The sequence below is a fragment of the Pseudomonas sp. Irchel 3F3 genome, from assembly GCF_900187545.1.
GTDB lineage: Bacteria > Pseudomonadota > Gammaproteobacteria > Pseudomonadales > Pseudomonadaceae > Aquipseudomonas > Aquipseudomonas fortuita.
This window is the reverse complement of sequence record NZ_FYDS01000007.1, coordinates 17,297-31,647: the sequence shown is the minus strand read 5'-3', so window position 1 is coordinate 31,647 and position 14,351 is coordinate 17,297. Positions and strand designations below refer to the sequence as shown.

8 protein-coding genes are annotated in these 14,351 nt (G+C 62.4%); 1 reads left to right on the top strand and 7 read right to left on the bottom strand.

The genetic code is table 11. The features are described from left to right. Nucleotides 1–117 precede the first annotated feature (117 nt). Nucleotides 118–5,625, top strand: coding sequence for a dermonecrotic toxin domain-containing protein (locus tag CKW35_RS16260; RefSeq protein ID WP_159971679.1), 5,508 nt, complete (start codon nt 118–120; stop codon nt 5,623–5,625). Nucleotides 5,626–5,639: 14 nt separating this feature from the next. Here CKW35_RS16260 and hutG read toward each other — a convergent pair whose 3' ends face one another. The 7 genes from hutG to hutC all read right to left on the bottom strand — a co-directional run bounded on the left by hutG (nt 5,640) and on the right by hutC (nt 14,234). Then, nucleotides 5,640–6,434 (bottom strand): N-formylglutamate deformylase, encoded by a 795-nt coding sequence (gene hutG, locus CKW35_RS16255; RefSeq protein WP_095116396.1) that lies wholly within the window; start codon nt 6,432–6,434, stop codon nt 5,640–5,642. A gap of 10 nt (nt 6,435–6,444) precedes the next feature. Next, nucleotides 6,445–7,650, bottom strand: a complete 1,206-nt coding sequence (hutI, locus tag CKW35_RS16250; protein WP_023048800.1) for an imidazolonepropionase — start codon at nt 7,648–7,650, stop codon at nt 6,445–6,447. Nucleotides 7,651–7,665: 15 nt separating this feature from the next. Next, nucleotides 7,666–9,069 carry an amino acid permease gene (locus CKW35_RS16245; RefSeq protein ID WP_016489580.1) on the bottom strand — a complete coding sequence of 468 codons (1,404 nt, stop codon included), beginning with the start codon at nt 9,067–9,069 and terminating at the stop codon, nt 7,666–7,668. A gap of 147 nt (nt 9,070–9,216) precedes the next feature. Then, a complete protein-coding gene (gene hutH / locus CKW35_RS16240) occupies nt 9,217–10,749 on the bottom strand; it encodes a histidine ammonia-lyase (protein ID WP_016489581.1) in 1,533 nt (510 codons plus the stop codon). 108 nt (nt 10,750–10,857) lie between these two features. Further along, a complete protein-coding gene (gene hutU / locus CKW35_RS16235) occupies nt 10,858–12,531 on the bottom strand; it encodes a urocanate hydratase (RefSeq protein WP_023048244.1) in 1,674 nt (557 codons plus the stop codon). Nucleotides 12,532–12,954: 423 nt separating this feature from the next. Next, complete coding sequence (locus CKW35_RS16230; RefSeq protein ID WP_016489583.1) at nt 12,955–13,527, bottom strand: HutD family protein; 573 nt, start codon at nt 13,525–13,527, stop codon at nt 12,955–12,957. Next, complete coding sequence (gene hutC, locus CKW35_RS16225; RefSeq protein ID WP_172455918.1) at nt 13,524–14,234, bottom strand: histidine utilization repressor; 711 nt, start codon at nt 14,232–14,234, stop codon at nt 13,524–13,526. Before hutC ends, CKW35_RS16230 begins: the two co-directional genes overlap by 4 nt. Nucleotides 14,235–14,351: the final 117 nt, after the last annotated feature.

Below are 14,351 nucleotides of genomic sequence, written 5' to 3'. Positions count from 1 at the left end.
GTTCTCGTACCCTCGAACATGAAAGTTCGAGGACCACCGTACGAATATCTACCACATTCTCCCTGGCCATGTAGCCATAGTCGCTGAGCCTTTCACTGCACACAGGTTCATATGACCATGGAACAAGACACCCGCCTCCCGTATGCGCTGATCGCAGGTAAAACCCCCAACTGGTTGAAAACCGCGGCGCCATCGACCCACACCCTCATGAAGCAGGTCATGAGCACCCGTGCAACTGCACTGGAGCAGGCATGTCAGACCCAACCGGCCATCGCCAGCGCGCTGACAAGCGAGCATGCGCGGCTGCAGGCGGCCATGGCCGAGGTGCAGGCGCTGTATCGTGCCTTGCCGAACCTGGAAGCATTCGCCAGCGAACAATTGAGCACAGCCATCAAGCAAACCTTCGGGTTTGAGGTAGACGTCTGCAACAACTATCTGCTGGACGTCCGTCACCTCGACAAGCAACCCGGACAAGCGCTGGAAGCTTACAAACATGCCACCCATACATTGCTGGAAAGTGCGCTGCACAACTTCGAGGCCAGCGCAGCAGAGCCCGGTGGCATGGACAACGATAATGCCCTTCTGAAGAAATCGGTGATCCTTGACCACAAAGGTTTCATGGGCACAGTGCCCATCCCCAATTCCCTCGACATCGCACCCGAACGCTTCGCCCGTCTGTGCCGCGAGCTGGATATCGGTGGCCAGTACCAGGCAAAGTTGCAGGCAATCTACTACAGCGACATCAAGACCGGCGCGAGCAACCCGGCAACCTTCGACAAGCTCGCCGAGCTCGAACGCTGCACTTTCACGCAAAGCCTGCACCTCGCCCGGCTGCAGAATGACATCAGCCAGGCTCTCTATGAAACCGCTCTGGCGCTGCCCCTGGATGTTCCAGTGCAGTCCTCCAGCCTGACGTTCAGTGCACTTTCGCTGTGGGATGTGCAGCTGACCCGACTGCGCCTGTTCGATTACCAGGCAACGGACGGGCACCCATCAGTGGCGCTTTACATTCCGGACGATCCTGAAACACCGCTCAAGGAATTTGCGTCGCAGACAGAATGCGAGCAATGGCTGCGCGATCGCCTGCTTGGCGACATTCATTACCTCGACCACTGCATGAAAGAACGAGACAAGGCCCACCTGAGGGTCCGGCTGCTCGACCGACTGATGCCGTTGACGCTGACGGTAACGGGCGCCCATGAGCGCACCGCAGACCCACATGCCAAGGTGTTGTTGCAGGCACGCCAGCTCAGTGGCTCCCTGTTACAGGGGCTGGTGACGGAAAAGGTGTTTCGCCATGAAGAAGACGTCGCCTTCCATGCCCTGCCCACAACGCTCATGGATACCATCAGTGCGGTAAGTCACCGCGAGCACCTGCTGCAAAAAGCACTGACCACGCTCAACATTGCCGGGTTCTTCGTGCCTGCGATCGGCGAGGTCATGCTGGGGATCTGCGCACTGCAACTGGCGTACGAGGTTTATGAAGGCATCGAAAGCTGGGCCCACGACGATAAGCAGCAGGCTTACCAGTACCTGCTGGACGTGGTGCAAAACGTTGCGCAGATGGCCGCATTCAGCCTGGCCATCAAAGCGGCCGAGGGCGGCGTGAGGGCCGCTGCTGGCGGGCCGGGCGAGCCAACGGTGTTACCAGAGCCAATGCCCGTTGAGACCCCTTCTTTCATCGAAGAGCTCGACGATGTAGAACTCCCCGAGGGCCAGATCAAGCTCTGGAAACCCGACTTGGCGCCCTATGCCCAGCCCATCGACATACCCGACACACTCGGACCAGACGAGCTGGGCCTGCATCATCACCAAGGTAGAACCTGGCTGAAGCTGGACGGCCAGACCTACGCGGTCAGGCGCTCACCCCAGGGCGATGGATACCGCATCGAACACCCAACCCGGGCGAATGCCTACCAGCCACCACTGCGTCACAACGGCGCCGACATCTGGCTGCACCCATTGGAACGTCCCGAACAATGGCAGGAACAGCAATTGTTGCGTCGCTCCGGAACAGCCAACGAAGGGTTTGACGACGACACCGCGCAGCGCATCTTGCGGGTCAGCGGCATCAGCGAGGATGTGCTGCGCAAGGTGCTGTGCGACAGCCAGCGCCTGCCTGGACAGCTGGAAGATACCTTCACCCGCTTCAAATTGTACCGGGCCATTGAGCAGGCGAACGCCCAGGCATTACCCGGTCAGATTCAACGCGACTTTTACCAGCAGTACCAGCGCCTTCCTGCCAGCCAGGCGCCGGGGGCAGAGCTGCTGCGCACCCGCTATCGGCAGCTCCCTTCCCCGGTCATCGAAGAGCTGCTACACAATGCTACCGCCAGCGAACTGGCCGACCTGGGCGATGGCAAGGTCCCCAGGCGCCTGGCCGACGAAGTTCGCCTGCTCCAGCAACAGCTCAGGCTCAACCGTGCTTACGAAGGGTTGTACCTTGAGCAGTTGCGCAACTGGGACACCGATTGCCTGGTCCTGCATACCCTTGCGCGATTGCCCGACTGGCCGGCGGATACCGGCATCACCCTGGAACAGCGCATGCACTCGCCCAACCAGAGCGCCCGGATCGGTCCCGTTGATGCGGCGCAGAATCCGACGATCATCAGTGCCCGGGCTGGCTACTTGCTGATGCACAGCGAAACACCCGATGCCCCCTTGAATGCCCATGCCACCTTGTATGGCGCCCTGTTCGAAGCCCTCAGCGAAGCACAGCGCACGGCGCTGGGGATCGACGATGAGGCGGCACTCAAGGCATTGGTGGTACACGCCCAGTGGCTGCCACGCCCAGCACTGAGGCAGGTATTGGGCATGCAGCCGATAAAGCCTGAATTCCGTTCGCCCATGCGCCTGGCCGATGGCCGTCTCGGCTACCCGCTGGGCGGAGCCCGCCCGCGCGCCACCAGTTTTTCACGGCATACACTGCTCAACAGAATCAGGCAGATCGGCCTGTACCTCCCCCTGCCCCACCCCGCCGAACAGACGCTGGCAACGCTGGAAAGCCGTAACCTGGACCGCAGTGCGATCAACGACCTGCTCGACACGCTCCTGGAGCAACGCCACCAGTTGCAGTCGAGCCTTGACAACTGGCGGCAGAGGGGCGAAGCGCTGACCCACCAGAGTGCGAACGAATTCGAGCAGTTGGCAGGTAGCATTTTGCAGCACTGGTATGATCGAGCCTTCGCAGCAAGCCCCGATCCGGGCAATCCGTTACGGCTGCAGCGCCTGTCCCTGTTGGATTTCCCCCTTGAGTTACCGACGTTCTTCACCGCAGGCGTACGTGAGCTGCAATTGCTCGAGACCCAGCCCGAGCGCTTTGAAGGCTTAGGCGAACACACCTCACGCCTGAACAGCCTGCTGCGGCAATTCGCCAATCTCACAACGCTGGAGATCAGCCGCGCCTACCGGCCTGAGGCGCCTCCTTCGCCGTTCCAGTCCAGCTTGCCCCTGATCGCAGAGCATCTGCCCTCACTGCAATCGCTGAGCCTGATCAACCAGAATATGGTAATTGCCACCTCCGATATCGACAGCCTTACGGCCTTGGGCGAGCTGCGCCGCCTGGACCTCAGCGGAAATCGCTTTTCCGACGACTCGCCGCCCGATTTCAACCGCCTGGAGCTGACTCATCTCGGCCTCGATAACATGCAGCTGGAGCATTGGCCCAACGGGCTTGGCTGGCACGTTGCCCACGAAATCCGCGAAATCTCCCTGCGCAACAACCGGATCACCTTACTGCCCCATTTCCTGCTGCAACACATTGTCGGTATTACCCGACATCCCCAGCTCTTTCTGCAAGGCAACCCGATCAGCTATGACGACATGCTGACCGTGATGCTCCGCCGAGACGAATTTCAGACACGTTTCGAGTGGGACCAGCCAGCCGATTTTCGTGAGCTCCTTGACCAGCACCTGCAGATGCGTCAACAGTTGCACGACCTTCTGGACAACTATGTCAACGCTTCCTCCTCCACCACAGTGGTCAGCCAGGCTGTATTGGCGGGCAGAATGCGCATCGAGAATGCCTTGAATCAGTTCTGGATTGCTCAGGAGACGCGTCAGTACAGCCCCGCGCTGTACCTGTCAGGCATTGCACTGGAGCTGTTCCCGACTCGTCTGCCCACATTCCTCAACGAACGCGTACATACCCTCTACCTGAACAATGTCAGCGGCACCACAGCACAGTTGCAAGACCTGCTTGGTCGATTCCCGCACTTGGTCCGCTTGACTGCAGATAATTTCGTCCGGGCTCAACAAGACCTGCCGATGGCACTGCAGCGGTCCTCTGAACTTCATTCTCTGTCCTTGAACAATGTCGGGCTGGAGATCGATCAGCGTTTCATGGATGCCTTGGCACCCCTGCAAAGACTCGAAGTGCTGGACCTCAGCAACAACCGCTTGGGCACGATCGTCAGTGCGCCACCTGCGCTGGGGTCGCTGCGACGCCTTGATCTTTCCCGGGCGGACCTCGAGCAGTGGCCCGCCTGGGTGGATCGTCTGTTGCCCCTGGAGGTGCTGGACCTACGCCATAACCATATCAGGGAGCTGCCACAGCACATTCAGGAAAACCTTCACAACAACGTGCTCGTCAGCACGATCGACCTGGGCGGCAATCCATTGTCGGAGCAAGCGGTTCACCGCGCACGAGGGATATCGGAGAGCGAAGGCAGCTTCACCCTGAGGTACGATGCCCCAGACGAATGGGACCAAGACTTGCTTGACGAATTTTTCCGCAACTTTGGCGGACAGGTCATCGACGACGCCCCCGTGCTCACGGACTGGCTCCAGGCCTCGGAGCCTGAAAACGAAGCCCTGCGCGACATTTGGGAGCAACTTCAGGCGTCGGGCGACGCCCAGGACCTGCTTGCCCTGATAGGCCGGTTGAAAAACACCTCCACCTACCAGAATAACGAAACCCGCGTGGCGTTCTGCAAGCGGGTGCGACAGGTGCTGGTCAGGGCGTTGCTCAACCCGGACGAGCGGGCACTGTTCAACATCCAGGCCAGTGAAGCCCTGACGCAGGAAAATGGCAGCCGAACCTGTCACGACGGTGCACTGCTGACATTCAAGAACATCGAGTTCTACATCGCCAGTGAGTACCTGCAGTTCGAAGGCGCGGACAACCAGGCCAACCTCTACCGTGAAGTGCGCCGGCTGTACCGCGTGCATGCGGTGGATGAACTGGCGACCCGCGAAGCCGGGGACCGGGATATAGCCGAAGTGCGCCTGACTTACCTGCGTGAACTGAATGCGCCCCTGCAGCTAGGCCTGCCTGTCGACAGGCTGCGCTATGCGATCAACCCCAGTATCGACGAATTGATCGATGCCGAGGTGCAGGTTCAGCGCGGCGAGCTCGGGGAGGACTTCCTGCGCTTTGCCTCCGCCAATGAAGTGTGGGTCCAGCATTTGCGCGAGGCCTACCCGGAGCGTTTCGCGCAAATCGAAGACAGCTACCGAGGCCAGGTGATCGAATTGCAGGATCGTTATCCAGAACGGTCACTGGACACCCTGGCGGATGAGTTCAACGCACTGGAAAGAAGACGGCAGGCTCGCGAATTACACTTGATCCGCGAACTCACCGCCTGGGCCGACCCTGATCGCAGGCCTCGTTCCTCGAGCGAGTGACCTGGTTCAAGGCCCTAAGCGGCCGGCTTCCATGCCAGCATGGTTTCGAGCAGTTTGCGCAGCACACCCTGGGTTTGGTGCGCAAGCTGTTCGCAATAGGCGAACGGCTCGCGCTCTTGCATATAGGTGCTTTGCGCCAGCTCCAGCTGCACGGCGTGGATGCCGTCGCATGGCTGGCCGTAATGACGGGTGATGTAGCCGCCCTTGAAGCGCCCGTTCAGCACATGGCTGTAATCCACCGCCTCGGCGCAAACGCCTTGCAGTTGCTCTGCCAGTCGCGCATCGCAACTGGCGCCATTGAACGTACCGAGGTTGAAGTCCGGCAACTTGCCCTCGAACAGGTGCGGGATCTGGGAGCGGATCGAGTGGGCGTCCCATAGCAGTGCATAACCGAACTGATCACGCAGGCGCAGCAGCTCTTCATGAAGGGTGTCGTGGTACGGCCGCCAGATACGTTCCAGATAGCTCGCGCGCTCGGCTGCCGAGGGTGCCTTGCCCTCCTTGAACAACGGCTCGCCGTCGAACAGCGTGGCCGGGTACAGCCCGGTGGTCGCGCCGACATACAGCGGTTGGTCATCTTCAGGCCGGTTCAGGTCGATTACAAAGCGCGAATACTCCGCCGCCACCACGCTCGCACCCAGTTCCCAGGCAAAATCGTACAGACGCGGGATGTGCCAGTCGGTGTCAGGCAAGCTGCGCGCCGCATCGACCAGCCCCTCGCCCACGGCGGGAGTCAGTTTCAGGCCGGCGTGCGGCATGCTGATCAACAGCGGCAAGCGGCCTTGGTGAAAACTCAGAACCTTGTCCATCGTGCCTCGCTCAGTTGGAGATTTCGTGGCCCTTGCGCACCACGCGCTTGGGCAGGTCGCCACCCAGCCAGTAGGCCAGGTCGGCGGGGCGTTCGATTTGCCAGGCGACGAAGTCGGCTACCTTGCCCACTTCCAGCGAGCCGTGGCTGTCCCCCAGGCCCAACGCCGTGGCGGCATGCACAGTGACGCCGGCCAAAGCTTCTTCCGGGGTCATGCGGAAACAGGTGCAGCCCATGTTCAACATCAGCCGCAGCGACAGCCCTGGCGAAGTACCGGGGTTGAGGTCGCTGGCCAGGGCAATCTTCACCCCGTGGCGGCGCAGTGCATCCATGGGTGGCAACTGGGTTTCGCGCAGGAAATAGAAGGCGCCCGGCAGCAGCACGGCGACCGTGCCGGCTGCAGCCATGGCAATGGCGTCCTCCTCGGTCATGAACTCCAGGTGGTCGGCCGACAGCGCCTGGTAGCGGGCCGCCAGGCTGGAGCCATGCAGCGACGACAGCTGTTCGGCGTGCAGCTTGACCGGCAGGCCCAGTTCGCGGGCCTTGATGAACAGCCGCTCGACCTGGGCCGGGGAGAACGCCAGGTGTTCGCAGAAGGCATCCACCGCGTCCACCAGGCCTTCGGCGGCCAGGGCCGGCAGCATCTCGTCACAGATGTGCGCGATGTAGTCGTCGGCCCGGCCGGCATACTCCGGCGGCAGGGCATGCGCAGCCAGGCAGGTGGCGCGCACCGCCAATGGCAGCTCGTCTGCCAGGCGCCGGGCCACGCGCAGCATCTTGCGCTCGTTGGCCAGGTCCAGGCCGTAGCCGGACTTGACCTCGAGGGTGGTTACGCCATCGCGCATCAGCGCCTGCACCCGCTGGCGGGCACTGGCGAACAACTCGTCCTCACTGGCCGCACGGGTGGCCCGCACGGTGCTGGCGATACCGCCGCCCTGCGCGGCGATTTCAGCGTAGCTGACGCCTTGCAGGCGCTGCTCGAACTCGCCGCTGCGGTTGCCACCGAACACCGCGTGGGTGTGGCAGTCGATCAGCCCCGGTGTAACCCAGGCGCCGCCCAGGTCCACCGTGCGGTCAGCGTCAACCGGTGCCAGCTCGGCGCGTGGGCCGATCCATTCGATCAGGCCGGCGCTGGTGACGATGGCCGCGTCTTCGATGGCCGAATAACGGCCCTCGGCCATGGTTGCCACATGGCAATGCTGCCAAAGGGTTCTCATGCACAATCTCCTTTGCTAGCGGTGCAGCTCGACCGGCTCTGCTACTGGCTGGCCCTGCCCTGCGCGTGGCTTGCACCACAGCAGGTAGGAGGCCACCAGGAACACCACCCATATCACGCCGACGATCAATGCCGCCTGGGTATCCGGGAAGTAGCCGAGCACGCCAAAGATGAACACCATGAACGCAATGGCCATGGCTGGGCCATAAGGCCAGAAGGGTACCGGGAACTTGAGCTGGGCCACTTCTTCACGGCTCATGCTGCGGCGCATGGCCACCTGGGTGAGCAGGATCATCAGCCACACCCAGACGGTGGCGAAGGTGGCGATCGAAGCGATCAGCAGGAACACGTTCTCGGGGATCAGGTAGTTGAGCAACACGCCGATCAGCAGCGCAGCGCCCATCACCACCACGGTCATCCACGGCACGCCGTGTTTCGACAGCTTGCCGAAGCTGCGTGGCGCATGGCCTTGCTGGGCCAGGCCATACATCATGCGGCCTGCGCCAAAGATGTCACTGTTGATGGCAGAGATCGCGGCAGAAATCACCACCACGTTCAGCACTGCGGCGGCAGAGCCAATCCCCAGGTGGCTGAAGATCTGCACGAACGGGCTACCTTCGCTGCCGATCTGCGGCCACGGGTACAGGCACATCAGCACAAACAGGGTGAGCACATAGAACAGCAGGATGCGCAGCGGCACGGCGTTGATTGCCTTGGGGATAACACGCTGCGGGTCCTTGGCCTCACCGGCAGTGACACCAATGATCTCGATACCGCCAAAGGCGAACATCACCACGGCAAAGGAGGCAATCAGCCCGCCCACGCCATTGGGCATGAAGCCACCGTGGTCGAACAGGTTGCTTACCCCCACGGCATGCCCGGTACCGACCTGGCTGAAGCCGAAGGCCATGATGCCGAGGCCGGCCAGGATCATCGCGACGATGGCGCCGACCTTGAGCAGCGACAGCCAGAATTCCATCTCGCCAAAGACCTTGACGTTGCACAGGTTGAGGCCGCCGATGACGAAGACGATGCCCAGCACCCAGACCCAGCGGGCTACCTCCGGGAACCAGAAGCCCATGTAGATACCGAAGGCGGTAACGTCGGCGATGGCGACGATGACCATCTCGAAAGCGTAGGTCCAGCCGAGGATAAAGCCGGCCATGGGGCCGAGGTAGGTGCTGGCGTAGTGGCCAAAGGAGCCGGCCACCGGGTTGTGCACAGCCATTTCGCCAAGGGCGCGCATGACCATGAACACGGCGGCGCCGCCGATCAGGTAGGCCAGCAGCACGGCCGGGCCGGCCATCTGGATGGCCGAGGCCGATCCGTAGAACAGCCCGGTACCGATGGCGGAACCGAGGGCCATGAAACGGATGTGGCGGGCACTTAGCCCGCGCTTGAGACCTTGAGCTTGTTGCATGTCACGTCCTTAAATTGTTTTTGTGGTCGTGAGATCAGGGGGGCGCCATGCAACCCCATCGCGAGCACGCTCGCTCCTACAAGGGAACGCGTTGCCTTTGGAGGAGCGAGCTTGCTCGCGATGGGCCGCAACGCGGCCCTAGGGGCATTACAGGCTTGGCAGTACACCCGCCGGCAGCAAACCGGTCAGACTACCCTTGGCCAACAGTTCCACAGCCTTTTCGATGTCTGGTGCAAAGAAACGGTCACGGTCATAGTGCGGCACTTCGCTACGCAGCGCCTGGCGCGCTTGCTCCAGCTTGGCGGAAGTTTTCAGGCCTTTGCGCAGGTCCAGGCCCTGGCAGGCGCCCAGCCATTCGATGGCCAGCACGCCACGGGTGTTTTCGGCCATTTCCCACAGGCGCTTGCCGGCAGCCGGGGCCATCGACACGTGGTCTTCCTGGTTGGCCGAGGTCGGCAGGCTGTCCACGCTGTGCGGGTGCGACAGGGCCTTGTTCTCGCTGGCGAGAGCGGCAGCGGTAACCTGCGCGATCATGAAGCCAGAGTTGACCCCACCGTTTTCCACCAGGAACGGCGGCAGCTGGGACATGTGCTTGTCCATCATCAGCGAGATGCGGCGTTCACTGAGCGAACCGATTTCGGCGATGGCCAAGGCCAGGTTGTCGGCGGCCATGGCCACCGGTTCGGCGTGGAAGTTGCCGCCGGAAATCACGTCACCTTCGGCAGCGAACACCAGCGGGTTGTCGGACACGGCGTTGGCTTCAATGCCCAGCACCTCGGCGGCCTGGCGCAGCTGGGTCAGGCACGCGCCCATGACCTGCGGCTGGCAGCGCAGCGAGTACGGGTCCTGAACCTTGTCGCAGTTCTTGTGCGACAACGACACTTCGCTGGCTTCGCCCAGCAGGTCGCGGAAGCAGGCGGCGGTGTCGATCTGGCCGCGCTGGCCACGCGCTTCGTGAATACGCGCATCGAACGGCGAACGCGAGCCCAATACGGCCTCGACGCTGAGGCCGCCGCAGGCGATGGCCGCCGCGTACAAGTCTTCGGCATGGAACAGGCCGCGCAGGGCATAGGCGGTGGACGCCTGGGTGCCATTGAGCAGGGCCAGGCCTTCTTTTGCAGCCAGGGTCAGCGGTTCGAGCCCGGCAACTGCCAGGGCTTCGGTGGCCGACAGCCACTGGCCCTTGTAACGGGCTTTGCCTTCGCCCAGCAGCACCAGTGACATATGTGCCAGGGGCGCCAGGTCACCGGAAGCACCCACCGAGCCTTTCAGCGGGATGTGCGGGTAGACTTCGGCGTTGACCAGGGTGATCAACGCGTCGATGACTTTGCGACGAATGCCGGAGAAGCCACGGCTGAGGCTGTTGATTTTCAGCACCATGATCAACCGCACCAGGTCGTCATCCAGCGGCGCGCCGATACCGGCGGCGTGGGACAGCACCAGCGAGCGCTGCAGGTTTTCCAGATCGTGGCTGGCGATGCGGGTCGAGGCCAGCAGGCCGAAACCGGTGTTGATCCCGTAGGCGGTGCGGTCTTCGGCAATGATCTGCTCGACACAAGCGACGCTGGCGTCAATGGCCGGCGCGGCGCTGGCATCCAGTTGCAGGCGCACAGGCGCGGCATGGATCGCGCGCAGCTGGGCCAGGGTCAGGGTGCCGGGCTTGAGGGTGAGTTCAGTCACGTTACTACTCCAAATCGCGTGGAGCCGCAGGCCCGTTCGTGGGTGCCTGCGCGCTCCTTCTTGTTGTTCAGTATCACCCCTGGCGGGGAGCGATCCAAAGCGTGGCAATCAGCCAGTGATCATCGGCAGGTCCAGGCCCTGCTCCTTGGCGCAGTCGATGGCGATGTCATAACCGGCATCGGCGTGGCGCATGACGCCAGTCCCTGGGTCGTTGGTCAGTACACGGGCGATGCGCTCGGCGGCTTCATCGGTGCCGTCGCAGACGATGACCATGCCCGAGTGCTGCGAGAAGCCCATGCCCACGCCACCACCATGGTGCAGCGACACCCAGGTAGCGCCGCCTGCGGTGTTCAGCAGGGCGTTGAGCAGCGGCCAGTCGGACACAGCGTCCGAGCCATCACGCATGGCTTCGGTTTCGCGGTTGGGGCTGGAGACCGAACCCGAGTCCAGGTGGTCACGGCCGATCACGACCGGCGCCGACAGCTCGCCGCTGCGGACCATTTCGTTGAAAGCCAGGCCCAACTTGGCGCGCAGGCCCAGGCCAACCCAGCAGATACGTGCTGGCAGGCCCTGGAAGCTGATGCGCTCGCGGGCCATGTCCAGCCAGCGGTGCAGGTGGGCGTCGTCGGGGATCAGTTCCTTGACCTTGGCGTCGGTCTTGTAGATGTCCTCGGCCTCGCCAGACAGCGCCGCCCAGCGGAACGGGCCTACGCCGCGGCAGAACAGGGGACGGATATAGGCAGGCACGAAGCCCGGGAAGTCGAAGGCATTGGCCACGCCCTCTTCCTTGGCCATCTGGCGGATGTTGTTGCCATAGTCGAAGGTCGGGACACCCTGCTTCTGGAAGTCCAGCATAGCCTGCACGTGCACAGCCATCGACTGCTTGGCCGCCTTGACCACAGCAGCAGGTTCGGTCTGCGCGCGGTCGCGGTACTGTTCCCAGGTCCAGCCCGCAGGCAGGTAGCCGTTCAGAGGGTCGTGGGCGCTGGTCTGGTCGGTGACCATGTCGGGGCGTACGCCACGCTTGACCAGCTCTGGCAGGATTTCGGCGGCGTTGCCATGCAGGGCGATGGAAATGGCCTTGCCTTCGCCGGTGTATTTGGCGATACGCGCCAGAGCGTCGTCGAGATCAGTGGCCTGCTCGTCGACGTAGCGGGTTTCCAGGCGGAAGTCGATGCGGCTCTGCTGGCATTCGATGTTCAGCGAGCAGGCGCCGGCCAGGGTAGCCGCCAATGGCTGGGCGCCGCCCATGCCGCCGAGGCCTGCGGTGAGTACCCACTTGCCTTTCAGGCTGCCACCGTAGTGCTGGCGACCGGCTTCGACGAAGGTTTCATAAGTGCCCTGGACGATGCCCTGGCTGCCGATGTAGATCCAGCTGCCGGCGGTCATCTGGCCGTACATGGCCAGGCCTTTGGCGTCCAGTTCGTTGAAGTGCTCCCAGTTGGCCCAGTGCGGCACCAGGTTGGAGTTGGCAATCAGCACGCGCGGGGCATTGCTGTGGGTCTTGAACACGCCGACCGGCTTGCCCGACTGCACCAGCAGGGTTTCGTCGTCTTCCAGGCGGGTCAGGGTTTCGACGATCTTGTCGTAGCATTCCCAGTTACGCGCGGCGCGGCCGATACCGCCGTACACCACCAGTTCTTTCGGGTTTTCCGCAACCTGTGGGTCGAGGTTGTTCATCAGCATGCGCAGTGGCGCTTCGGTCAGCCAGCTTTTGGCGGTCAGCTTGTTGCCACGTGGGGCACGGATTTCAACGTCACGGTATTTGTTGTTGTCGGTCACGGGAAAGGTCCTCTGCGGTCGTCCGCGGGCGGGTATGTCGTGGTCAATATACAAACACACCTTTACTTGTATGTACAAGCATGGACAACCAAAATAATTGGACCTTGCCGTTCCTGGCTTGAGTTGTGTGGCGGCGCATAGATCGAGCGCCGCCCGCGCGGCGCTTCGCGGGGCAAGCCCGCTCCCACATCTGTTTCGGGCCAATCATTCCTGAGTCAGGTGGGTTGCAGCCTTGGTGCATGGCTGCAAATCGGGGAGCTGCCCTTGTGCAACCCTGGATATCAAACAAAACATACAGGGCGGGCAGCAGTGACTTCCCAGGAGAAACCGGCCCGAAACAAATGTGGGAGCGGGCTTGCCCCGCGAAGCGCCGCACGGGCGGCGCTCGATCTCACAGGCGATGAAAATGTATCGCCAAGCCCATCAGCGAGAAATGAGCTCAATCAAGCAAAACCGCCCCTGAACCTCCAACCCAAGCAACTCATCGTTGCCCTCCAGGCGCAGGCAGTCATACAACCCCAACCGCTGCACCTCGCGCCCCGCCATGGTCACTTCCACGTGGCTGCTGGCAGCAAACAACAGCACCGTCGACGCCGAGCTGTACAAGCGGCTTGTGCCATCGAACCACTGCAACCGCGCCCGGTACCGCTGCGGTGCATAGATCAGGTTGAAATCGCGGATCGCCCCACCCAGCAGCTTGCAGCTGACCTGGCTCTCACCGCCGAAGGCAAAGGCATCGAACGGCAGCAACGGCCGGCTGGGTTGGTCATCGACCAACAGCCGCATGCCATCGCCCTGCAGCACTGTGATGATCCGCTGGTAACCGGCGAAGGTGGAAAAGCCGCCAGACTCTTCGATATCGGCAATCGACAGGCGCCAGCCAAAACCGTCCAGGCCCTCACCACTGTCGCGGGTGATCTCTTCGGTGAAACCGCCACCGTTCTTCCACGGCATGCGCGGGTAATCCTGCGCGCGCAACAACTGCAACTGGCTCATTTGCTGAAACGTCCTTCCAGGCGATGACGGGAACCGGGGTGGATCAGCCGTGCAGCGGTCACCGGCTGGCGACCGGACCAGGTACGGCGGCGAATCAGCAGGCATGGTTCGCCCCGCTCGATCTGCAGCAGGCGACATTCTTCCGGCTCTGCCAGGATGGCTTCGACCACGTGCTCACCCTCGGTCAGCGGCGCTACCTGGGACAGGTAGGCATATGGCGTCTGCCGGGTGAAATCCTGCTTGAGGTAGTCGGGTGCGATCGCGGCGTTGACGTAGCGGTCCTCGATCTGCACCGGCACACCGTTCTCGAAATGCACGATCAGCGAGTGGAACACTCGCTGGCCTTCGCGCATGTCCAGGGCCAGGGCCCGTTCGGAACCGGCTGCTTCCTCGGTGAGCGTGATCACCTGGCAGCTATGCTGATGGCCGCGTGCGGCAATTTCATCGGCAATGTTGTTGACTTCGAACAACGCCGAACGGCCCTTGGGCTCGGCTACGAAAGTGCCAACCCCTTGCATGCGCACCAGCAGGCCTTCGGCCGTGAGTTCGCGCAGGGCACGGTTGATGGTCATGCGGCTGAAACCCAGTTCGTTGACCAGTTCACTCTCCGAGGGCACCCGGTGATGGGGTGGCCAGCTGCCGTTGTCGATCTGCTGGATGATCATCTGTTTGACCCGGGCGTACAGCGGCGCCGGGCCCTCGCCCATCTGGGCAACCAGCGCGGAGACAGGAGGTGTCGGCACGGCGTTGGATCCTTGTGCGTATGGAATGAGCGGTAGCTTGCCGCAGTTTACCCGGCAGGCAAACGCCTGTATATGTATATA

Coding starts and splice junctions, on each gene's coding strand:
- hutI (WP_023048800.1), bottom strand. CDS start 7,650: ATGAGAACCCTTTGGCAGCATTGCCATGTGGCAACCATGGCCGAGGGC.
- CKW35_RS16260 (WP_159971679.1), top strand. CDS start 118: ATGGAACAAGACACCCGCCTCCCGTATGCGCTGATCGCAGGTAAAACC.
- CKW35_RS16245 (WP_016489580.1), bottom strand. CDS start 9,069: ATGCAACAAGCTCAAGGTCTCAAGCGCGGGCTAAGTGCCCGCCACATC.
- hutG (WP_095116396.1), bottom strand. CDS start 6,434: ATGGACAAGGTTCTGAGTTTTCACCAAGGCCGCTTGCCGCTGTTGATC.
- CKW35_RS16230 (WP_016489583.1), bottom strand. CDS start 13,527: ATGAGCCAGTTGCAGTTGTTGCGCGCGCAGGATTACCCGCGCATGCCG.
- hutC (WP_172455918.1), bottom strand. CDS start 14,234: ATGGGCGAGGGCCCGGCGCCGCTGTACGCCCGGGTCAAACAGATGATC.